Annotated in this window: 16 protein-coding genes and 1 pseudogene; 13 read left to right on the plus strand and 4 right to left on the minus strand. The window is 39.8% G+C overall.

Annotated features, from left to right (window positions below):
• Positions 1 to 55: 55 nt before the first annotated feature.
• Positions 56 to 667, minus strand: coding sequence for a hypothetical protein (locus HX062_RS04910; RefSeq protein ID WP_182626366.1), 612 nt, complete (start codon positions 665 to 667; stop codon positions 56 to 58).
• A 781-nt stretch (positions 668 to 1,448) separates the two neighbouring features.
• Between HX062_RS04910 and HX062_RS04915 the strand changes: the two genes are divergently transcribed.
• The gene (locus tag HX062_RS04915; RefSeq protein WP_286466608.1) at positions 1,449 to 3,257 is read left to right on the plus strand and encodes a T9SS type B sorting domain-containing protein; all 1,809 of its coding nucleotides are present in this window, start codon (positions 1,449 to 1,451) and stop codon (positions 3,255 to 3,257) included.
• A gap of 134 nt (positions 3,258 to 3,391) precedes the next feature.
• A complete protein-coding gene (locus tag HX062_RS04920; protein ID WP_182626368.1) occupies positions 3,392 to 4,552 on the plus strand; it encodes an FAD-dependent monooxygenase in 1,161 nt (386 codons plus the stop codon).
• Here the strand turns inward: HX062_RS04920 and HX062_RS04925 are convergent, their stop codons facing one another.
• Positions 4,553 to 5,446, minus strand: a complete 894-nt coding sequence (locus HX062_RS04925) for a hypothetical protein (RefSeq protein WP_286466609.1) — start codon at positions 5,444 to 5,446, stop codon at positions 4,553 to 4,555.
• A gap of 72 nt (positions 5,447 to 5,518) precedes the next feature.
• Between HX062_RS04925 and HX062_RS04930 the strand changes: the two are divergent.
• The 3 genes and pseudogenes from HX062_RS04930 to HX062_RS04940 all read left to right on the plus strand — a co-directional run.
• Positions 5,519 to 5,920 (plus strand): annotated as a pseudogene (locus HX062_RS04930) (zinc-binding dehydrogenase); the annotation flags it as partial.
• Between the two features lie 294 nt (positions 5,921 to 6,214).
• A complete protein-coding gene (locus tag HX062_RS04935; protein ID WP_286466611.1) occupies positions 6,215 to 6,634 on the plus strand; it encodes a MarR family winged helix-turn-helix transcriptional regulator in 420 nt (139 codons plus the stop codon).
• Positions 6,635 to 6,645: 11 nt separating this feature from the next.
• Positions 6,646 to 7,278 carry a nitroreductase family protein gene (locus HX062_RS04940; RefSeq protein WP_182626371.1) on the plus strand — a complete coding sequence of 211 codons (633 nt, stop codon included), beginning with the start codon at positions 6,646 to 6,648 and terminating at the stop codon, positions 7,276 to 7,278.
• 51 nt (positions 7,279 to 7,329) lie between these two features.
• On the opposite strand, the gene HX062_RS04945 is transcribed toward HX062_RS04940, so the two are convergent.
• A complete protein-coding gene (locus HX062_RS04945) occupies positions 7,330 to 7,776 on the minus strand; it encodes a hypothetical protein (RefSeq protein WP_286466612.1) in 447 nt (148 codons plus the stop codon).
• 444 nt (positions 7,777 to 8,220) lie between these two features.
• Here HX062_RS04945 and HX062_RS04950 point away from each other — a divergent pair, with 444 nt between their 5' ends.
• The 6 genes from HX062_RS04950 (at position 8,221) to HX062_RS04975 (ending at position 17,465) form a co-directional block, all read left to right on the plus strand.
• Positions 8,221 to 9,195 carry a FecR family protein gene (locus HX062_RS04950; protein ID WP_286466614.1) on the plus strand — a complete coding sequence of 325 codons (975 nt, stop codon included), beginning with the start codon at positions 8,221 to 8,223 and terminating at the stop codon, positions 9,193 to 9,195.
• On the plus strand, positions 9,161 to 9,757 hold the full coding sequence (locus HX062_RS04955; RefSeq protein WP_182626374.1) for a sigma-70 family RNA polymerase sigma factor: 597 nt from the start codon (positions 9,161 to 9,163) through the stop codon (positions 9,755 to 9,757). The genes HX062_RS04950 and HX062_RS04955 overlap by 35 nt, the downstream gene beginning before the upstream one ends.
• A 6-nt stretch (positions 9,758 to 9,763) precedes the next feature.
• Complete coding sequence (locus HX062_RS04960) at positions 9,764 to 12,916, plus strand: TonB-dependent receptor domain-containing protein (protein ID WP_286466616.1); 3,153 nt, start codon at positions 9,764 to 9,766, stop codon at positions 12,914 to 12,916.
• A gap of 13 nt (positions 12,917 to 12,929) precedes the next feature.
• Positions 12,930 to 14,348 carry a tetratricopeptide repeat protein gene (locus HX062_RS04965; protein WP_286466618.1) on the plus strand — a complete coding sequence of 473 codons (1,419 nt, stop codon included), beginning with the start codon at positions 12,930 to 12,932 and terminating at the stop codon, positions 14,346 to 14,348.
• 10 nt (positions 14,349 to 14,358) lie between these two features.
• Positions 14,359 to 15,681: an alkaline phosphatase family protein gene (locus HX062_RS04970; protein WP_286466619.1), complete on the plus strand. Its 1,323-nt coding sequence runs from the start codon at positions 14,359 to 14,361 to the stop codon at positions 15,679 to 15,681.
• Between the two features lie 329 nt (positions 15,682 to 16,010).
• Positions 16,011 to 17,465: a DEAD/DEAH box helicase gene (locus HX062_RS04975; RefSeq protein ID WP_286466620.1), complete on the plus strand. Its 1,455-nt coding sequence runs from the start codon at positions 16,011 to 16,013 to the stop codon at positions 17,463 to 17,465.
• 116 nt (positions 17,466 to 17,581) lie between these two features.
• On the opposite strand, the gene HX062_RS04980 is transcribed toward HX062_RS04975, so the two are convergent.
• Positions 17,582 to 18,157, minus strand: coding sequence for a hypothetical protein (locus HX062_RS04980; protein ID WP_182626379.1), 576 nt, complete (start codon positions 18,155 to 18,157; stop codon positions 17,582 to 17,584).
• 457 nt (positions 18,158 to 18,614) lie between these two features.
• Here HX062_RS04980 and HX062_RS04985 point away from each other — a divergent pair, with 457 nt between their 5' ends.
• Together HX062_RS04985 and HX062_RS04990 are read left to right on the plus strand one after the other, a co-directional pair.
• Entirely contained in the window at positions 18,615 to 19,478 is an 864-nt protein-coding gene (locus HX062_RS04985) for a helix-turn-helix domain-containing protein (protein WP_182626380.1), read from the plus strand.
• 207 nt (positions 19,479 to 19,685) lie between these two features.
• Positions 19,686 to 21,182 (plus strand): acyl-CoA dehydrogenase family protein, encoded by a 1,497-nt coding sequence (locus HX062_RS04990; protein WP_286466621.1) that lies wholly within the window; start codon positions 19,686 to 19,688, stop codon positions 21,180 to 21,182.
• Positions 21,183 to 21,892: the final 710 nt, after the last annotated feature.

Below are 21,892 nucleotides of genomic sequence, written 5' to 3' on the forward strand. Positions count from 1 at the left end.
AATAGCACTAAGGTTAAGGGGATTGTATAGGTGACAAATGTAAATATAGTCATGCCTATTTAATTTTCCATATTTTTAGTTGCTGCAATAAGCCAAATTTCTGCTGTGTTAGTGTACTATCGAAAGGAGGGATAGGTTTACATGTGTCTAAATAACTACTGCTTTTCCCCATAGACGTCAATACTAGATCCACCTGATCGTTGTGAATGGCTAAGTTGATTTTTAGTGGACTATTACCTTTAAAATCATCATTGGGAATCCAAAAAACTTGAACGAAGCTAGCGTTGTCTATTACTTTGTTTCGAACTTCTTGATCCTCCCATTTTGAGATGCGTATTTCAGCATCACTTTTTTCAATAGGACCTTTACTAGCATTCTCTTTTATGCCAATACTGCTGTACAAGGCTGTAGGTATTATTGATGGGTCTTGAAAGGAAGTAGATACATCCACGGAGCTTGGTATAAAATGAAGGTATAAACGTTCATTGTAATAGCCAAAATAAGCGTGTATATTGTCGGTTAACAAGTCGCCCCTCAAATAGTGAAAGACATTAAAATCCTTTTCAGCTACTACCTTAATAGCAGTTCTATCCATTGAAAAATTGGCCCAGTTTGCTATACTTTGGTAAACCCAATGTTGTTCTTTTGTCGCAATACGTTGATTCATGTTTTAGCGTAGTATACCAGTTTATGTGAAAGGGATTTTAGTTTCTAATCCATCAAATTTAAGAAAAATTTATGTTTTATTATCTTTTTTGTATAAAAAAAACAAATTATAGAAATGGATTTATAGTTGGAATTGTTGTAATTTTATAAATATAGGGCATTAGTAGCTGATTTATTTGTTTTACTATAATTTGAATGGTATTCCTTGTTTTTTCTTTAAAATGTGAAGAGAAAAACCTTTGAATTTAAAAAACAGGGTTTACCCTGGTGTTTTTTCGCAATTTGTGAATTATTTTTGAAATCAGAAATATGCTTCATAGGAGGTTTGTCCCTGTAGCATTTCAATTTTACGAGTTTAAGGATTATAACAATACTAAAGCTCCCCTGGTTTTATCAGCTGTGGTCTAGGTAGTAAAATGGAGCAAAAAGGTCTTTTTTTTGAGGATGATGAACCGCGGAGCTTTAAAAAATCTATATTTCAAATTCCCCACAACAATTTTAATATCTTGAGAGAAGAGCGCTTAGAATTTCTAAAGCGCTTTTTTCGTTTTGAATAAATAGTGCTGATAGCGGGATTAATTCCTAGTTTCCCTTTCCTTGGGCGATGACCTATTTTGGCGGTAAAGAGGAACTGTAAGGCGAAGAGTAGAAGATTAGAAGGAAGTTGAATGGACGGTGCTATCCTATAAAGTACCTATATCTGTAGCCTATACTTTTTGCTGATTGAAAAAATTAAGATATGTTCTAGTAAAAATAGTTAACTTTAACAGAAACAACACAGTATGAGATTTGCGTTTACTTCACTTTTACTTTTACTTTTTGGATGTATAGCTACGACGGGTTATAGTCAGGAGAATCTCGTTATAAATCCTAGTTTTGAATTGGTGCATTCCCCTAATTTATTGTGTAATTTTTATCAGACCAATACATCCTTTGATCAAGCGATATTAAATTGGACGGCTCCTACAACTGGGACCTCTGATATATACCACATGAGTTTGAATAGGCAATGTGTGCTACATCCCATGAGTACGTCCGCCTCCAATTTAGGAAATCGCGCGCCAAGGACGGGTGATAGTATGGTGGGGATGTTGCTGTATTCACCCAATGACAAAAGAGAATATATCCAAGGCGAATTGCTTGAACCACTGCAGGCAGGGCATAAGTACAGCATACAATTTTATGTTTCCTTAGCGCAAAAAAGTAGATGGGCTTGTTCAAATTTTGGAATTAAATTTTTTGACGAGGTCTTTTTTCAACAATCCAATGATGTCATTGATCTAGTGCCAGATGCGAATTACCCTCATCTAATCACACAGCGATTTGGCTGGGTATTGGTTGAATTAACCTATACCCCCCAAACCACGGGGGCTCGATATTTTATCATCGGAAACTTTTATGACGATGAACACACTGTATTGGAAGAAGATCCAACAATTGAAAATGAGTCGATTAGAGCGTATTACTATATAGATGACATTGCTATTGTGGGCAAAACGCCAACGTTTGATGCGGTTGATCCTCTTTGTCAAGGAGCTGTTGTTGTTTTGCCAGAGCAGTCTAATGAAGGGTATACAGGTAGTTGGTCTCCACAACCTAATAACCAACAAACTACAACGTATACCTTTACACCCGATGATCCCACAGCGGTGTCGACTACCTTGACTATTGCGATTGTCTCACCTTATATCGAACCTCAATTTCATATAGAAACCTCCCACTGCGAGGGAACCACTCTCGTATTACCCACAACGGATGAAAATGGATATAAGGGGGTTTGGTCTCCTGCTTTTGACCCTACAAAAACGACAACCTATACCTTTACGCCCGATGAGGGTTTTTGCGTCTTGCCCAAAGTGATTCAGATCGAAATAATCCCTAAGATTGAACCTAAATTTGATCTTCCCTCTTTTATTTGCTCAGGAGAATGGCTTGACGAATTGCCTGTGGTTTCTACAAATGGAGTAGAGGGAAGCTGGACCCCAAACTTAAATTCCTTTCAAACGACTACCTATACTTTTACACCCTTGCAAGGGTATTGTGCACAGGCTGTTTCTGTGACAATTGAGGTTAAACACCCCAAAATACCTCAATTGGACTACTTCTGTTTTAAGGATAATTTGATTGTAGAAAGCAATGCTGATGAGTTGTCTACTGCTTCGTCATTTCAATGGTCGATCAATCATGTGGAAGTAGCAGAACATACGGCCCAATTAAGTCTTTCAGCTTACCGTCATCTATTGGGTGAGGACCAAAATGTCATAGGCTTAACAACGGTAGACGAAAATGGATGTAAGGCTAGTGCTACCCTTGAATTATACGGCGCAAAGAATTTGTGCTTTATTCCAAAAGGAATTTCTCCCCAAGGCGATCAGTTAAACGATGTTTTTGATTTGGAAAGTTTCGGTGGAGTATCCCTTCAAATTTTCAATCGCAATGGTCAACGAGTGTACCATCAAAAACACTATACTAAACAGTGGAAAGGACAATCTGATGGGGGTAAATTACTGCCATCTGCAACCTATTTTTACCACATAGAAACAGCAAAAAAAGAAGTGTTTACTGGATGGGTATACTTGATGCGCGAATAGTAATTGTGTTTTTCAAGGAGAATGCCTTGGGAAAGGAAATCGGTATTTTTGCTAGAAAAGACAGCCACTAGAAGGTGATTAATCGATGAATTTCCATTATCTTTCCTTCTCAAATAACCCCTCAACGATTTAGTATGCAAGTAGCGATTATAGGTGGCGGAATAGGTGGATTAACTTTGGCCATAGCACTTAAAAAAGCGGGAATTTCCTTTGTAGTATATGAGGCAACAGCAGCGATTAAACCTGTTGGTGCGGGAATTGCTATTGCCAATAATGCGATGCAAGTGTTTCGTCACTTGGGTGTTGATCAAGCCTTGACGGATAGAGGAATGCGTATATCTACGGTGCTGTTAACCGATATGGAGTTAGGTGTACTCGATCAAACGCATTTGACTGCTTTTGAGCAAAAGTATCAATTGGCTAATATAGCCATACATCGCAGTGCCTTGCACCAGGTATTGGTCGAGGCTGTTGGAGAGGAACACATTCAACTAAACAAGCGCTTACAGGGGATCACCATTGAGGATAGCGGAATGTACCACTTGGAATTTGAAGATCAGACGAGTGCTACGCATGAATATGTTATTGGGGCGGATGGATTGCGATCACGGGTAAGACAACTGTTATTTGCGCCCTCTACCTTGCGCAATGCAAAGCAAGTATGTTGGCGTGGTGTATTGCCGTATACCTTACCTGCAACTTATGCCAATGCAGCAGTAGAAAGCTGGGGTAAAGGCAAGCGTTTAGGGTTTGTGCAATTGACAGAACAACAGGTATATTGGTATTTTTTGGTCGATGAAGATCGCTATAAACCACATACAACTGTAGAAGAATATATAGAAGATTGTCCCTTGTGGATCCAAGCCATGATTCAACAAACAGATCCAATGGCTATACACTGCGATCGAATTTACGACCTTAAACCGTTCTCCAACTGGTACCACAACAAAGCTTGTCTACTTGGAGATGCCGCTCACGCTACCACGCCTAACCTTGGGCAAGGGGCTTGTCAAGCAATTGAAGATGTGTATGTCATCAGTAAATTACTAGAACGCCATTCCTTGGAGGAAGCCCTACAGCAATTTCCCCCAATCCGACGTTCAAAAGCCCATGCGATTGTACGAGACAGTTGGACACTCGGGCAAATCGCCCAGTTTCGCCATCCTTTGTTCGTGTTCATGCGCAATGCTACTTTTCGCTTGTTGCCCTCTTTTATCAAAAAGCAACAAATTAAAAAAATGTTTGAATTGAATGAAGTGGCAATCGCCAATCCAAAACCTAAAACGGTCGATTAATTACCTCCACAGTTCGAATATACGCTCCACATCCTCTTTGAATAGTGAAGTGTCGTAAGCTATTTTTTTCTTTTGCAGCTTGATTGCTAATTGATCGATAATCTCAAGGAAATCTTCCCGTAAGATTTGTTTTTGTTCCTGTACTGTCTTGAATCCAAATTCTTTTGTAAAATAGCGAGTAACCAAGAGTCTAAGTTCGTGCTCTTTGGTCGATAGGTTGCTTATCTTCAACCGAGGACGAATGCTATAAAGGGGTAAATTGTCTTGTGCATTTTTTAACTCTTCGGGAACATCTTCTTCTTCGTGGTAGTATTCATGGCGAACGGTTTGATGTTGATCGTCGTGATTGCTGAAATACAGGTTTATTCCAATATAAGAAAATCCATGGCCATAGCGTTCGGGTTGTGTTTCTTGAATTAAAAGTGTCTTGAGTGTATCTAGTTGATCAATAAAAGGTTGTAGCGATTTTTGATAATTTCCTGAGCGCGAATAACGAATAGGTGCTTTGGGAAGTTTATTTCGCTGTGAGGCAAGTTTTGTCGCGCTATAGGCAGTTAGATCCACGTCTTTTCCATCTAATACATAGCTGTCATTTTGTTTGCGCCACGATTGGGAGGTACCTTCTTTTGCTTCAAAGTTTTTATTTTGTAGTACCGTATAGAAAGCGCCGTTGATCCATTTAGATGCGAGCGCTTCTTGAGGTTCTTCCTCTCCCCACCCCGTTAGAGATAAGCTTTCACAAATGCGAACCAACTGGTTCCACTCTTCGATATTTTTATACTGAAGTAGGCGTGCATACGCTTCAAGTAAAGTAGGACGTAAAGCGTGAGCTGTTTTTTGCGCTATAAATTGCTTTAGTTCTTCTAGTGTTTCGAGTTGGTAGATTTCTTCCATTTTTGCTTTTTGAGTATAAAAGTAAGCATTATAAAGGAGTTTACAGTTGATAAAAAAAGTGTAGGAGGAAGTAGATCAGGTGCGGATGAGGTTATCTTATCAACAGACAAAGGGCAAATGAAAAGCCATGCTTCTACCTTACATTTTATCTTAGACTGTGTTTCTGCTCAGCACGATATTAATTCCTACCTCAGTCTTTTAAAAAGAGATGGACGCCTGACGCTCGTCGGTGCACCAGAACACCCGCTTCCTGTTTCGGCATTTAGCTTAATTCTCAATCGCATTAGCTTCTCTGGATCTCTTATCGGCGGAATTGCACAAACTCAAGAAATGTTAGATTTCTGTGGAAAACACAATATTACTTCTGATATTGAGCTGATTCAAATGCAAGACATCAACAAGGCATACGATCGTTTGTTAAAAGGAGAGGTGAAATACCGCTTTGTTATTGATATGGCTTCACTTAAAAATTAAAAAATAGAGCGATAGTAATAAACTATTAGTCTGAAATAAACCGCTTCAACCTATAGAAGCGGTTTTTTTTGCTCTGTACGGTTGAGTTGTTTTTCAACTTCTATTGTAATCTGTAGACCAGCAGAGGATTAGATTTACATTGACTAGCATTCTGCACAAGGAGAAAGAGCGATTTTTTTTTGTGTTAGGTAGTATTATAAGCCGGATTATAGTTGAATTTCATAAATATTGTTTAAAATTATATTGTGCACAATATAATTGGTTACCTTTGATTTTTATATAAAGTGAGACCTTATGAATACGTCCTTATCCCTTGAAAACCAAGTTTGTTTTCCCATTTATGCCTTAGCGAAAGAAATTGTACAACACTATCGTCCGTTTTTGGATGTTTTGGGGATTACGTATCCACAGTATTTGGTGTTGATGGTATTGTGGAAAGAGCGGGAACAAACGGTGGGGCAGTTGGGTGATCGCGTATTTTTGGACAGCGGTACGCTCACGCCATTGTTGAAGCGCATGGAACAAAAGGGGATGGTAGAGCGCAGGCGAAATCCTGCGGATGAACGCGTGGTCAACATCTCTTTAACGCCCAAGGGACTTGCCTTAGAGGAGCAGGCTAGCGATATTCCTCAAAAGTTAATGGAATCCATGCAGGTCACGGAAGAAGAGGTAGTAGCTTTAAAAAACAGTATAATGAAAATTTTAAATAAATAAAAATAAGAGCCATGTCATTAATTGAAAATTTGAAATGGAGACATGCTGTAAAGGCATATGACTCCACAAAAAAAGTAAGTGAAGAGCACGTTGATAAGATTGTTGAAGCAGCGCGATTAGCGCCAACCTCTTCGGGGCTTCAGCCTTTTAAACTACTGATCATTCGCGATCAGGGGATCAAAGAGCAATTGGCAAAAGGGGCGTTAAATCCGGAGTGTATGCGCAACTGTTCTCACGTTCTTGTCTTTGCTGCTTGGGATCAATATACTGCAGAGCGAATTGATACTGTTTACGATTTTACCACGGATGAACGCGGCTTACCTAGAGGAAGATTTGCAAGCTATACCGATCAATTAAAGCAAATTTACCTCAATCAACCAAGCGAAGTCAACTTTGCACACACTGCACGTCAGACGTATATTGCCTTGGGGTTAGCGTTGGCACAAGCGGCGGAATTACGCGTAGATTCTACTCCTGCAGAAGGATTTAGCAATGAAGTAGTCGATCGTGTTTTAGGGCTAGAAAAACTTGGATTAAAAAGCGTTTCCCTTATGTATATCGGCTATGCGGATGAAGCGAATGATTGGATTGCTCCTATGAAAAAAGTAAGAGTGCCCAAATCGGAATTTGTCATAGAATTTTAACCATACACGAGTAGAAGTAACTCGAGAAACCTTGGTGATAAAAGGAACAGGTTATAGTTTCGTATTTAGGGGAAAAGTAAAACGCAAGGAAGTTGTAAATCCTCTAATAGGGGCATAACCTGTTTTATCACGAATTGAAAATCCATATCCGAAATCAATTTCCACTAGGGTTAATGCGGATATACCCACTTTTGGGGTGAGGGTATAAGGCGTTACTTCGGCCCTGGTAAACAAACCAATATAATCCATATTTTTATAGTATGTAGCTGCGATTTCGGGAATAACGGCAAATTGATGTTGTACCCAGGTGAAATTAGCTGTAGCATCTAGTTTTATAATAGCAGTCGAATTAAAATCTGTCGCATAAGAGATTCCCGCTTTTAGCATACTTCCCTTTTGATACTGGTAGCTGACTGTAGGGGCAATCAAGTAATTTTGGGCTTGAAGTTGAGCTATACTTCCTAGGAGCAGGAACCACATAACTAAGATCATTCTCATTGTCTATCTTTTTTATCTACTTCAAAACAAAACGATGGTGGCATTTTGACAGGAGCAGGATGGAAGAGTAAAAGTAGTTTTTTAAACAGGGTTAGCCTATCCCTAAAAGTAGTGGTTTTATTTGTGCGTACAATCCAACACAAAAAAATGATAAAGTAGATTCAGCTTGGATTGCTTTATTGCTCTAGTATTAGAGCAAAAACCAAAATTTCTCAACCCCTGCCTAAGCGTGGTTTTCTGTTTCTTTTTAATTGTAAATAGTTAGCTTTTAATCGTTTATATTGTATTCGATTGTTTCTTTTTTTAGCTCTATACCCCTCATTTTCTCACCACCTCTCTCACCCAAAAAAGCATAATGATTCCCTAACAATTCAATAACCTTAAATTCTAGGTGTAAAATCAATTATTTCACTCCTTTACTAAACCAAACTACGGATTATAGTTGTGAGTGAACAAGAAATAAATAAGCGAAGATGTATTCAATATCTCGCGAAAGAATGCACGGAAGAAGAGCGAATTACCTTCGAAATAGATTTGCTTTTCGACGAAGCGTTGAAAGGTGAATACGATAGTTACTCTTTGCTTTGGAAGGCTTATCCGACCAATAGGGAGCTTTATCTACAAGCTAAACAACAAACAAAAAAGAAAAAACAGGGCTACGCTTTTTTTATACGTGTTGCTTGTTCCATTTTGTTTATGATTGGCAGCTTTCTTACGAGCTACCTTTTGTTTGAGCCTCATGTGCCACCTGCACAAGAAGAATATCTCATTTATACCAATGTGGCTGGGTCGCGCAAGACAGTGACTTTAGCCGATGGCAGCGTCGTTTTACTCAACGGACAGGCGCGATTGCAGTTTACTCAGAATGATTCCCTTCGTTTAGCTTGGTTGGAAGGAGAAGCTTTTTTTGATGTCGTCAAAAATGTACAGAAAAAATTTGTAGTCAAACACGAAGATTTAGAAGTCGAAGTTATAGGAACGCAGTTCAGTGTAAATACATGGGGACAAGAGAAGCAAGTGGCTTTACTCTCCGGTAAAGTACTGGCAAAGTTAGGCAATGGCGAACAGCTCTACCTCAAACCCAACGAGCAGTTGCTGTGGAATACCAACTTAGGCGAGGTAAAGCGCGTGAAGTCTGATGTTGATCAACAACTAAGCTGGAGACATGACCAGCTCGTTTTTGACAATCTTCCCATGGTACAAGCCCTTGAGCAAATCAATCAATTTTACGGCGTTTCCTTTGTGATTCACGATCCTGTATTGGCACAAAAGCGAATTACAGGGGTATTTGACCAACCTTCTGTAGAGGCGTTTATTCAGGCCTTGACATTTATTGCTAATTGCACCATCACCTCAAAAAATAACCACTATTTAATCGAACCTTATGCCCACTATTCTCTATCAGAAAAGCAACCCTAAACCGGAGGAAGATCTGCTGTTATTTCAAAAAATAGCCCAGGGAAGTAGAATTGCCTTTGAGCAGTTTTACGTCAAGTACTACCAATACTTATGTCGCTTTGCGCATAGTTATGAAAAGGACAGCTACCTCGTGGAGGAAAAAGTATCGGATGTGTTTTACTATATCTGGCAGCGAAAAGAAGAGCTCGGTAGAATTGAAAATCCCAAGGTTTACGTATTTACCATGACCAAGAATATGTTGTTTCAGCAGAAGAAAGTAAGTCGAAAAACAACCATAGACCTCGATTTTGAATCAGTAGAACACAACTATTACGTCTCGACAATTGAGGATGATATTATTCAATCCGAACAAGAAGCAGATCTCAGACAAGCGCTCTTGAAAATTGTCGATAAAATACCGCCTAAATCCAGGCGTATCTTCGAAATGAGTCGGATTGATGGACTCAAATACCACCAGATAGCGACGGTTTTAGATCTGTCTGTCAAAACTGTTGAGAGTCATATGCAGATTGCGCTCAAGACGATTTCCCTTATGCTAACCCAAACAAATAAAAATAAATAACACACAATGATGAAAAAAAGCGTTTTACTAGCCACTCTTACACTTGCTAGTATAGCAACCCAAGCCCCCCCTTTGTATGCAACACCCAATGCGCATGTACAAGGACAAGTAAAAAAAGCAACTAAGCTGAAATTAAGCCCAAACAAGGCCACACTAAAACAGGTGTTTGACCAAATAGAGCGACAAACCCAACAGCGCTTTGTCTATCTTGCGGATGCAATTGCTACAGATCAAACCTATGAATTTGTAAAAGAATACGATTCTGTAGAGGTATTACTTCGCGATATAAGTGCCAAGGCCAACATTTCGTTTCAGACACAAGGCAATCAGATATTGGTGCAATCCAACACAGCAGTTCAACAACAACTAGCCACGCTTAAAGGAAAAATCGTCGATCAGGATGGGTTAGCAGTGATAGGAGCAAATGTACGCGATGCCAACAATGAGTTTATTGCGGTAACGGATATGGATGGACAATTTGAATTGACAGTGACTCGCGTTCCTATTTCGCTTTCGTTTTCCTTTATGGGGTACAAAACCAAATGGGTATCCTTTTCAAAGAGTAACCAGCATATTTTGGTCCAGCTAGAGGAGGACAATCAAATGCTAAATGAGATTGTAGTAACAGGGCAGGGAGCTGATGTACAGAAAAAGCGTTTGGCGAATAATGTTACGGTTGTTAAAGCGAGTGAATTGGAGAAGATTCCCGCTCAACGCGTCGATCAATTATTAGCGACTAAATTGCCTAATGCGCAAATTAACCTGACAGGAGGACAAGCTGGATCTACTTCTTTGATCCGTTCTCGCGGGGTAAATTCAGCTTTTTTGAGCAGTACTCCGATTATTTATATTGACGGTGTGCGCTTGGACAACAACAATACACGTGCTTCACTCGGTGGGAGTGCACAAGGGGCATCAATGAGTTCTATTGCCGATATTCCCATGGATAATATTGAAAAAATTGAGTTTATTAATGGGGGAGCAGCGACTACACTTTACGGATCGGATGCTGCTAATGGGGTGATTCAGATTTTTACCAAAAAAAGAGGAATGCCGGGAACCTATGTCAATGTGTATACCGAAATGGGAGTGGAAACCCCAACGACGGATTTCTTGTACTTTGATCGCACCAAAGACCTGTTGTTTGAAAATGGTTTTTATCAAAAATACCGTTTAAACCTCAACGGTGAATCAGATAGTGGGTTCGGTTATAACTTTTCAACGAGTTATCAGAACTCTTCTGGGGTACAAATTCACAAGCAAAATGCAAACCAAAAGTTTGATTTAAGTTCAGGTTTTCACGCCAAATTATCAGAGGATGTATCGTATGAAAGTTCGTTTCTATACGTGCACAATGCGTATAAGAGAAACCGAAATGGAAACCAAGGAGGGTATACCGGACTTTGGTTTGCTGAAGATGGTGCGTCAAAAATTACGGGACCAGGGTTTAACAATCGCTTAGACGAGCTCAACGATGCTGAATTTGAAGCCATGAAAACATTTGTCGATCAGGCAGAGCGCTTGCAAGACAATAATATTGTAGTCAATCGATTTACGACCTCTCAACAATTTAAGTACAAGCCCTTGGAAAACTTGTCGTTTAAATTAGTGGGGGGACTTGACTACCGCATTCAAGATCAGGAGAATATAGAAACCAATGAGTACTTAACAGCTACCAAAGGACAGTTGATTAAAGATCAGGGAAGTATTCAAAAAATACAGCGTAAATACTTGGGGTTAACTGTTGAATTCAATGGACAACATCAGGTAGACGTTAACGATTTCTCTTTTATTACCACAGTAGGGGGGCAATTGTTTCGAAATTCAGATAATCAGACTTTAATTGAGGGTCGCAATATTCGCGATGGAGCCTATTCAATTTCAGAGGCTGCTATTCGAACCAGTGATGAATACATCAGTGAAGTGTTGAATTACGGGTTTTATCTCTCTGAAAATGTGGGTTATAAAGATAAGTTATTCTTGGATTTAGGCGTGCGTGGAGACCGCAATCCGTCCTTTGGAAAGAATATAGGCGTACAATATTATCCCAAAGTGGGGGCGTCTTATATGCTATCTCAAGAGACGTGGTTTGCCAATAAAATTGTCAATACTTTGCGCTTAAGAGGAAGTTATGGGGTAGCGGGTAATTTACCACCAGCCTATGCCAATGAGCGCACGGTGGCGTTTGATGGATATTTAGGCGATCAAGCTACGCGTTTTAGTCAACCAGGTAATGACGATTTACGCCCAGAGAAAACCCATACGTGGGAAACAGGTGTAGATGCGTCGTTTTGGAATAATCGATTAACACTTTCGGTGGGTTACTACTACTCTAAAACAAAAGATGCTTTGTTTTACGTACCACCAGCCCCGTCAAGTGGGTATACAAAGAGCCAGCTTTACAATATTGGAGAGATTGAAAACAAAGGGTTTGAGATGAATTTCTCCCTTGATGTTGTTGATTTACAAGATTGGAATGTTACCCTAACGGGATCAGTAAATACCTTGAAAAACAAGGTGTTGAGTACAGGAGGAGCGCCAGCTTTTAACATCAATGGTTTTAGTTCAAGAACCTTGCAAACCGTTGTAGAAGAAGGAAGACCCGTTGGGTTTATCCGTGGAAATTACGGAGTAATCGGTGCTGATGGTACCTTGGAAGAAACCATTCCACAAGCGTATTTGGGGACTACCATTCCCGAAGTATTTGGAAATATTGGGTTGAATCTACGCTATAAAAATTGGAGCTTGTTCGCCAATGCCAATTACCAAACAGGAGGATATGCAGCCAATTGGGATGCGCAGTTTAGATACAACTACGGAGCGTCTGACGATTTCGTTCCCCTAGAGGAAATCGAGAAAAACGGTAGAAAAAACTGGTTGAACTTGACCAATCGCTTTGTCGAAAAAACAGATTACCTAAAAATTAGAACCATTGGGTTATCCTACTATTTGAGACCGTCAAATCCTAGCTTGTATCAGTCGATTACGTTTGGATTTACTGTAGCTAATCCGTTCAATTTTACTGCTTCTTCTTTTGATCCAGAAGCGACAATTAGCGGTGCTGCACAAGGACAAGGAGGTGCGTCAACAGGAGGTATTGCCTATGCGACCTATTCTGCTCCAAGACAGTTTTTAGGTTCTATTAAAATTAATTTCTAAGTCGAAAAAAATCATGAGAAAAATAACAATTGCCCTAAGTTTTGTTTTCACAGCTGCCCTAACAATGGTGAGTTGTGTTGACAACCCCTATGTAACAGAAGAAAACTATTTAAACAAACCTAATGCCGGTCACAGCTGGGTAGTAGGATTGCAAAAGCAATTGGCTTTGACCACTAATATTGTGGTGATCAATGCTGAGATTACCTCGGATAATTACTTTAATAATTACACCCAGTATTCTAAAGTGTTTGACCAGCCTCAAATTGACTATTTCGACCCCGATGTCAACAATTTACAAGCGAGTATTCAAGCCTTGCGCGAGATGGCGGTATATGGAATAGAGGTGGTTTTGCCCAAAGATCCAACCCTAACAGAAGAACAAGTGGCATTTATGCACTTTTGCAAGGGCTATGCACAACTTTTAGGAGGTGAGTTTTTCCTAGGATTACCCGAATCGAATTTAGGTAAAATCAGTACCACAACAGACATGCTCAACAAAGCGGTTGAAAGCTTTGCCGTTGCATACGACATGGAAACCAAAGCGGAAGTAAAAAATGCTTATGCCTTGTTTATGGCTAGGGCTTACTACCGTTTAGGTAATAAAGCACAAGCCAAGCAATATGCTGAAATTGCCATTACTACGCCAACACTGTTGTACAACATTCAATTTGACGGCAAGAATAGCGTGCCGAATGAAATGCAAAATGCTACCTATGACGCATTGCCAAATCGCTTAGCGCCTTTGCCTCGTTTAGATTATTTAGATCCTAAGTTCTTTTCTGTGGGAACTCCACAAAACGATCAAAAATCACTAGCCTTAGCTAAGGCGGAAGAAGGCTATCTCATTTTAGCAGAATGGGCTTTGGCTACGCATGATTTAGCGATGAGTAAGCAATACCTCTACCAACTCTTAGAGGTTGTAGAAGCTCGACCAACCGAATTAGTAGACGATAAAAAAGAAACGAGAAATGGTGGAATTCGCTCAGACTATCCACTCAAAGAAGTAGGCATTCGCTTTGATGCAAATTCACCAGAAAAACAAGGGTATGTTGTGGATCGCCAAAAAGGAAAAGTAGCGGTTAGCAAAGTATCGGGTACCAAAGTGACTAAGGCAGATTTAGAGTCTATCACTTCAGCCGATGAGTTGTTGTATACCATTTATTTATTGCGTCAAGAGATCTTCATTAGCGAAGGGCGTCGATTGGCTGATTTGGGAATAAAATACCCGATTTCTCAAATTGAAGAAGGGAATAACCCCCATGTTTCTGGGGCGTTTACCAAGGCGTTAATTCCCGAATTTATTCCACTTCAAGCGGGAATGGACGATTTTACAACCGATGCAGTAACTGGCGTTGTTACCATGAAATACGATATGAACAAAGTATTGGTGGCTCATAAGAATAGTCCTTACATCATGCCTTTACTCAAATAATTCCACACAGATGAAAAAAATAATTATAACCTTGAGTTTGAGCTGTGCTTTTGGAGTAATGAGTTTTGCTCAAGACATAAAACACGTGATATTGGTGAGTATAGATGGATTTCGACCAGAATTTTATCAGGAGGAAAAGTGGGGAACACCAAATTTAAAACAGATGGCCAAACAAGGGGTATCTGCCAATGGGGTACGCACTATTTTTCCATCGGTGACTTATCCCTCACACACCACTTTATCTACAGGTACGCTGCCGCATAAGCACGGGATCTACTACAATACGACAGTAGGAGAACAAGGACAACCTGGCCAATGGATTTATGACAGCAAAGATGTTCAGGTGGCGACTATTTGGGAGAAAGCCAAAGAAAAAGGGCTGACAACGGCTTCTGTGTCTTGGCCTATTACGCTCCACAATGCCGGAATTGATTACAATTTACCTGAAATATGGGATTTTAATAAGCCGATGGATCGTATTACTCCAACTAAAGCATTTGCGACACCCTCTGGGTTATTCGATGAGGTGCTGACAAATGCCTTGGGTCAGATTCACTACAATCAGTTTAACTTGAGTAGTTTAGCTATGGATGAGAACTTAGGGCGCAGTGCGGCATACTTGATTAAAACCTATAAACCTAATTTGTTAACGGTTCACTTACCCATAACAGATGGTGCCCAACACAGTCAAGGAAGAGAAGGTGATGAGGTGGAGCGAGCGATTGCCGGAGCTGATCAAGCAGTTGGTGCGATATGGGAGGCTGTAGTTCAAGCAGGATTAGCAGAACAAACGCTTTTGCTGGTGACAGGTGATCACGGTTTTGTGTCGACAGATTTTAGTCTGTCACCCAATATCTGGCTGAAAGAGGCCGGTTTGTTTGATCGTGCGTTTTTCTTTTCTACGGGAGGTAGCGCTGTTTTGCAAGTGAAAGACCCAAAGGACAAGAAAATTGTGGAGGAAGTTCATCAAGTGATTCGTCAACTTCCCCTGCGTTATCAAGCCATGTTTGAGGTGATTAGCGCACAAATGATTCGCGAGAGAGGAGGAGAACCAAGTGCTCAATTGGCCTTGTCAGGAAAATTAGGGTATGCCTTTTCCAACCAATCATCGGGAGAAGTGCTTCTACCAAGTAAAGGCGGAAAACACGGGTATTATCCCAATTTCCACGAAATATACACAGGTTTTGTCGCTTATGGCAAAGGGTTGAAAAGTGGATTGGTGGTCGATCACCTGCATTTAGAAGATATTCCTGTTATCATCAGCAAGGTACTGCAGTTCGATCTGCCCGAGGCAGAAGGAACCTATTTACCGCTGTTTGATGTGAAGAAATAGAACGGTTATTTTATTTTAGCTACTACATAGACGGTGTAACTGTCTTGTAATTAAAACCTCATCTCCTTGTAGATGGGGTTTTTTTGTTGTATGTTCTTGTAAATTGGTGGTTTTATCAGGGTGGGTTTGTGTTTTTATTCCCTGCTGAACAGGACTAGCAGCGGGATATAGGTGAAATTTTCAATTTAATTTCTATGCTGTACCTAAAGTTAACCGTAGAACCCCGTTATTTGCATGGTAAAAAACAGTTGAAATAAATTAACTACTCCAAGTTATTTCAGTTTTATGTAATGGAGTATTGGTAATACTGGGGTTCCAGTTCATTGAATATGACTTTTAAACAATTAAATATAATCCAACCAATCTTAACAGCGATTGAGACTATTGGATATAATCAACCTACTGCCATACAAGCGCAGAGTATTCCTTTTATTTTAGAAGGACACGATATTATAGGATGTGCACAAACGGGGACGGGCAAAACAGCTTCTTTTTCTATTCCTATATTACAGCTGTTACATCAGCAAACAGCTCCCAAAAAAGGCATTCGTTCCCTTATTTTAACGCCAACAAGAGAGTTGGCTATTCAGATTGATGAGAATTTCAAAGCGTATTCTACGCATTTAAAAATAAAGCACTTAGCTATTTTCGGTGGAGTTTCTCAACACAAACAAGTCGGACAACTCAAAAAAGGGGTCGATGTTGTTATAGCCACTCCAGGTCGTTTGTTAGACTTGTTGAATCAGCAGTTGATTTCACTTCAACACATAGAAATTGTAGTTTTGGATGAGGCTGACCGCATGTTGGATATGGGATTTGTCAAAGATGTCAACAGAATATTCACTAAAATTCCCACAAAAAGACAAACGCTATTCTTCTCAGCGACTATGCCTGTTGAGATTAAGAAACTAGCCATGCAATTGGTGCGAAATCCGAAGGAAGTTCATGTATCTCCTGTGTCTTCTACAGCAACCACTATTGAACAATCCGTTTATTTTGCAGAGAAAGACGAGAAATTAGATTTGCTTTTTTCCCTATTGAATGATGCGACTATTGAGCGCTCCTTGGTGTTTACTCGTACGAAACACGGGGCAGATCGCTTGGCAAAAAAGTTGGGCAATATGGGAATTGCTGCAGCTGCCATACACGGTAATAAATCTCAAAACGCTAGACAACGCGCCCTGAGTGATTTTAAAGCAAATAAAATGCGCGTATTAATCGCTACGGATATCGCGGCTAGGGGAATTGATATAGAAGAATTACCCCATGTAGTCAATTACGAATTGCCCAATGTTCCAGAGAGTTATGTTCACCGAATTGGACGAACAGGACGTGCTGGCGCCGCTGGTGTGGCTGTTTCCTTCTGTGCAGAAGATGAGGTAAAAGACCTAAAGAAGATAGAGAAAGTAATTGGCATTAAAATTCCTGTTAAGGCAAATCCATCGGCTATATCAAGAACATCCACAGCAGAAGTGAAAGAGGTTCGTACCGAAAAAAAACACAGCGAGGTGGCGCAAAAAAGACAAAAAAGAAATAGTCAACGAGGGGAAGGACAGAATCGAAACCGTCAAAAGAGCAAAGAACACCGAGCAACGAACAACGAGCGACGAGCAACGAACAACGAGCGACGAACACCGAGCAACGAGCGACGAACACCGAGCAACGAGCGACGAACACCGAGCAACGAGCGACGAACGACGAACGACGAGCGACGAGCAACAGAAAACATCGGGAGGAAAAATCACATCAAGGAGGCGATAAAAACTAACCGTAAACCTCAATGAATATAGGGCACTGTGTGCCCGCTAATAAATACAATTCACTAGTAAATAATACCAAATTAAAGACTAGTGAATTGTATATAGTAATTTATTCTTTTATATGCATTTATTGTATTGGGTTAGCTTCGCTTATTCTTATTGATTTCATCCTGAAGTTGACGTCTGATTTTTTGTTCGCGTTCCAACGCTAATTTTTTGTACTCTTCGAGTTCACTTTCTGCGTCTATTTGCTTTTTACGCGCGTCTTTCGTGTCCGTAAAACTCTTTTTGAACTGAATAAACAAAATAACCAACGACAGGAGCAATACTAGAATAATGGACCATACGATTATTTTAAAGGTGCTTTTGTGGGTGCTAATCCCTATAAAATCGAGATTGTTTTCTTGTTCAATAGCTACAGATAAGTCTTTTTGAAGCACTTGTAGTTGATTGGACAAGGAGTCAACCGTCGTTTTTTGTTGGCTCAACGCACTGTTGTCTTGTCGAATCGTCGATTGTAAATTGACGATGGAATCTTTTACATTTTGTTGGAGCTGTTGTAACTTATTTTTTTCTACTACCTTGTAATTCTGCCAGTTATTTGACTGGCTGATTAATGTGTTAAATTGATTTTCGATGGTGTTTGTATGACTTTGTGCATAGGAGCACAGGGTAACTGTTAGTAAGGTGGCAGATAAAATAATTGTTTTTTTCATTAAATAAATTTTTGAGTATATTTTTCTAATCGCATATATAAAGTCAGAATAAATTACCTATAAAACGTAAATATATCTAGAAAAATATAGGGGCGCAAAAATTAATTCGCAAAACGCATATTAGGCGATTAAATGAGCTATGCTACCAGGGCTGCAATTGAGCTATCCAAATACTGCTCTTCTGCACCTTAAACGTTCGTTTGTATTCGGATTATGGTCGTACACAACTAAACAAAAATAGCGGTAGTCGGTTTGAGTAGGTATAGCAGCAGTTCTATTGGGAAGATGTCGTCAATTTGATTTTCGTTTGTACACCTGCCTCTCCCAAAATAAAAAGAAATAAGGCACTGCCTTGTCAGTAGAAAAGAGTTAAAAATCAACAAAAAAAGCCCAAATAAATAGGCTTGGTATTGCCAATTCAATTCAATTGATGAACTTTGAATAAATATCTTTGTATATGATAGACAATCAAATTAATGCAGATGAGTTTGTTTCCAAGTTCATGGATATGAGTAGGAATCATTTAACCTATATTCCTACTCCGATTAAAATTTTTGCACTAAAAGACATTGCGCCTTACCTCAAGATTCCGATTCCCCCCATTTTCTTTGGTTACAATTTGTTGATTCACTTGACCAAGGGGTATTTTACCCAGCGCATTGATTCGACAACCTTTACAGTAGAAGCCCCTGCGGTTTTGCTGTGTAACTACGGCTATATTTCGGCTATCGAATCTGTGGATAAGTCTGCAGAAGGGTATTGTGTATTGATCAAGGAACAGGCGATGACCTCCATGTTTCGCGAAACCCAAATCTTGAATATTTTTACCATTTCACCTTTGCTCAATCTCAATGCGCAAAACAGTGCTACGCTTACTAACCTGCTGGATTTACTGCATACCGAAATTCACAGCGATAAGCCCTATAAAGAACTGTATGAAAGCATTTTTAAGACTATTGCTTTGAAGGTGATTAAGTTGTCGGATGCTACCCGCGCTATCGAACGCAAACAAGAAATCGCCATTGCATTTAAACAACTCGTCCATTTGCACTTTAATAAACAAAAGACAGTTGATTTTTACGCTGATCAACTCAAAGTGTCGATCAATTACTTGAATCGCTGTGTTTCTGCAGTATACCAAAAATCATCTAAGCAACTGATCTTGGAAATTGCCATTATCCACAGCCAACTTTTATTGTTGGAAACCAATAAGAGTATCGCCACCATTGCCTATGAGCTCGATTTTGTCGATCCGTCCTATTTTGCCCGACTTTTTAAAAAACACGTTGGCATTACCCCTTCAGCCTATCGAAAAATTTAACTAGTAACAGATTTTGTTAATGCACGATTTGTCCTAGTTTTAATCTAAACTATCATATTTGTTTCGCAATCAGCTTCTTAAATTTGTTCGAAGTAGTGTTTGATCGTACTTATCTATGGGGAAGAATAAATTACTTCCTATTTTTTTATTCCAGTGGAGGAGTAACTATCAAGCAGTAAAGTTTTTAAATGAAATAAGGAGTAAGTTATGAATGCAGTAGTAGAACAGATCGATTTTAATACCTATATCACAGCGTTTAAGAAGCAATTAAAGTATTTGTTTCGCGAAAAATACAATTATAATGACATGGGGCTGACCCGTGATTTCCCGGCTGAGTTAATGGAGGAGATTATGGAGGAAAAACCGTTGGCTGTTGCCATTCCCACGGAGCATGGTGGGCGAGGAGTACAAGTAAAAGAGTGCTTGCAAATACTCGCTGCTGCTTCGTATGAATCATTGCCCTTGTCGTTGATGTTTGGGATTAATATTGCGCTTTTTTTGGAACCACTGGCAAAATACGGTCAACCAGCTGTTCAGCAACGCGTCTTTCAACAGTTTATGGAAAACAAAGCCATGGGCGGGTTGATGATTACAGAAAAAGCCCACGGCAGTGATGCTTTGAATATGAAAACGGCATTTCAACACAAAGAAGGCCTGTTCTATATTAAAGGACAAAAACACTGGCAGGGCTTGAGTGGTGCGGCTGATTTTTGGTTGGTAACAGCAAGAGAAACCAAAGCTAACGGAGAACTGTCTCGCGATATTGACTTTTTTGTTTCTGAAAACAACAGAGCTGATCAGCATATTCCGATGACACATCGCTATAACAACTTGGGACTTTACGCCATTCCGTATGGCATAAACGAAATAGATATTGCCGTTCCTTCTGAGCAAAAGTTAGTAACGGAAAGCACGGGAATTAAGTTAATGCTCGATACGCTACACCGCAGTCGATTGCAATTTCCAGGGATGGGATTGGGTTTTATTCAACGATTGTTAGACGAATCATTGGCGCATTGTCAAGAAAGACAAGTAGGAGGCGTTTCACTGTTGAGTATAGATTCGGTGAAAAATCAAATTGCCAAGATTCAAGCAGCTTATACCCTGTGTTCGGGTATGTGTATTTTCAGCGTAGCGACAAGTGGCATTGAGAATGATTTAGCTTCGATGAGTATTGAGGCCAATGTACTCAAAGCGGTGGTGACGGATTTAATGCAAGAATCAGCTCAAATTAGCTTGCAATTAGCAGGGGCTAATGGATATCGCTTGGACCATATTGCAGGGCGATCACTGGTGGACTGTAGACCTTTCCAAATTTTTGAGGGATCCAATGAAATGCTGTATACGCAAATTGCCGAAGGAATTGTCAAATTGATGCGCAAAGCCAAGGAAACCAATTTATATCGCTTTTTACAAGGATATGAACGCAGCAAGAAAAGTGTGGATTTGTTTCCTACCTACTTTGATTTTACGGTGGACAGCACAGTTAAACAACGCAATATGTTGCTGATAGGCAAGATGCTTTCTCGTGTGATTAGCTTTCAGTTTGTGTTGGAAATGGACGATTTTAACCCCCAACTCGTAGAAATTACCCGTCAACAGGTGGAAGCGGATTTAGCTGCGTTTTACGGACAGTTTATGACCCAAAATGATGTGGATCCTATCTTGGATTATCAAGCCAACTCAGATTGGACGCGTTTTTAAACCTAGATACTTTGACTAAATAAATAAGAGGGTGTCCCAAAAGGACACCCTCTTTGTATGGTATAAAACGCAACTTTTTCCTTTGATTAAATCTTCTTGCAAGTAAAACGAATGTTAAACTCCGATCGCGCGGATTTGGCAATCCGTGCCTTTAGCTAGTCCGATAGCGCAAATTCCTCTTTTTGCAATCGTTTTGTTCTATTCAGGTTCTGCACGAATACGCTACAAAATCACATCAGTCGAAATTAACTTGAAATACCCCCTTCCGTGTTTGTCCATTATTGGGCAAAAAAGCACAAAAGGGTTTGTTTTTCCTTCAATAAACAACACAAATAACTGTTTTTCAGTTGTTTATTTGGTTTTGTTTTAGTTTTGTTCGGGTCTTCTTCGATAAACCTTCGTATTTACGGGGGTTTAAGCCCGATTTACCGAAGCTGACTCGAACATGACTCGAACAAGACCCGAACAAATCCCAACACCCTTTACCGATTTACTACAAGAAACTAAACACTTCTTTTTCGTCTAAATTCATGTAAAAACAAAAATCCGCACGATTGGGGGTCCGCGTGATCGGGACAAACAATAAAAAAAACCGTCTACAAAAGGCGGGATTCTGTTTTTTAGGCTTTTTAGACAGCCCCTATCTTTGCCCCCTCTTGAGCCTCTGCCTATAAAATGCAAATTTTACTTTCCTTCCTAGTATCAACTGC

Origin of the sequence: Myroides sp. DF42-4-2, from assembly GCF_030326445.1 — a bacterium.
GTDB lineage: Bacteria > Bacteroidota > Bacteroidia > Flavobacteriales > Flavobacteriaceae > Flavobacterium.

Coding starts and splice junctions, on each gene's coding strand:
- HX062_RS04940 (WP_182626371.1), top strand. CDS start 6,646: ATGTCATTAATTGAAAATTTGAAATGGAGACATGCTGTAAAGGCATAT.
- HX062_RS04925 (WP_286466609.1), bottom strand. CDS start 5,446: ATGGAAGAAATCTACCAACTCGAAACACTAGAAGAACTAAAGCAATTT.
- HX062_RS04970 (WP_286466619.1), top strand. CDS start 14,359: ATGAAAAAAATAATTATAACCTTGAGTTTGAGCTGTGCTTTTGGAGTA.
- HX062_RS04980 (WP_182626379.1), bottom strand. CDS start 18,157: ATGAAAAAAACAATTATTTTATCTGCCACCTTACTAACAGTTACCCTG.
- HX062_RS04920 (WP_182626368.1), top strand. CDS start 3,392: ATGCAAGTAGCGATTATAGGTGGCGGAATAGGTGGATTAACTTTGGCC.
- HX062_RS04910 (WP_182626366.1), bottom strand. CDS start 667: ATGAATCAACGTATTGCGACAAAAGAACAACATTGGGTTTACCAAAGT.
- HX062_RS04985 (WP_182626380.1), top strand. CDS start 18,615: ATGATAGACAATCAAATTAATGCAGATGAGTTTGTTTCCAAGTTCATG.
- HX062_RS04935 (WP_286466611.1), top strand. CDS start 6,215: ATGAATACGTCCTTATCCCTTGAAAACCAAGTTTGTTTTCCCATTTAT.
- HX062_RS04990 (WP_286466621.1), top strand. CDS start 19,686: ATGAATGCAGTAGTAGAACAGATCGATTTTAATACCTATATCACAGCG.
- HX062_RS04965 (WP_286466618.1), top strand. CDS start 12,930: ATGAGAAAAATAACAATTGCCCTAAGTTTTGTTTTCACAGCTGCCCTA.
- HX062_RS04945 (WP_286466612.1), bottom strand. CDS start 7,776: ATGAGAATGATCTTAGTTATGTGGTTCCTGCTCCTAGGAAGTATAGCT.
- HX062_RS04915 (WP_286466608.1), top strand. CDS start 1,449: ATGAGATTTGCGTTTACTTCACTTTTACTTTTACTTTTTGGATGTATA.
- HX062_RS04975 (WP_286466620.1), top strand. CDS start 16,011: ATGACTTTTAAACAATTAAATATAATCCAACCAATCTTAACAGCGATT.
- HX062_RS04955 (WP_182626374.1), top strand. CDS start 9,161: ATGCCCACTATTCTCTATCAGAAAAGCAACCCTAAACCGGAGGAAGAT.
- HX062_RS04960 (WP_286466616.1), top strand. CDS start 9,764: ATGATGAAAAAAAGCGTTTTACTAGCCACTCTTACACTTGCTAGTATA.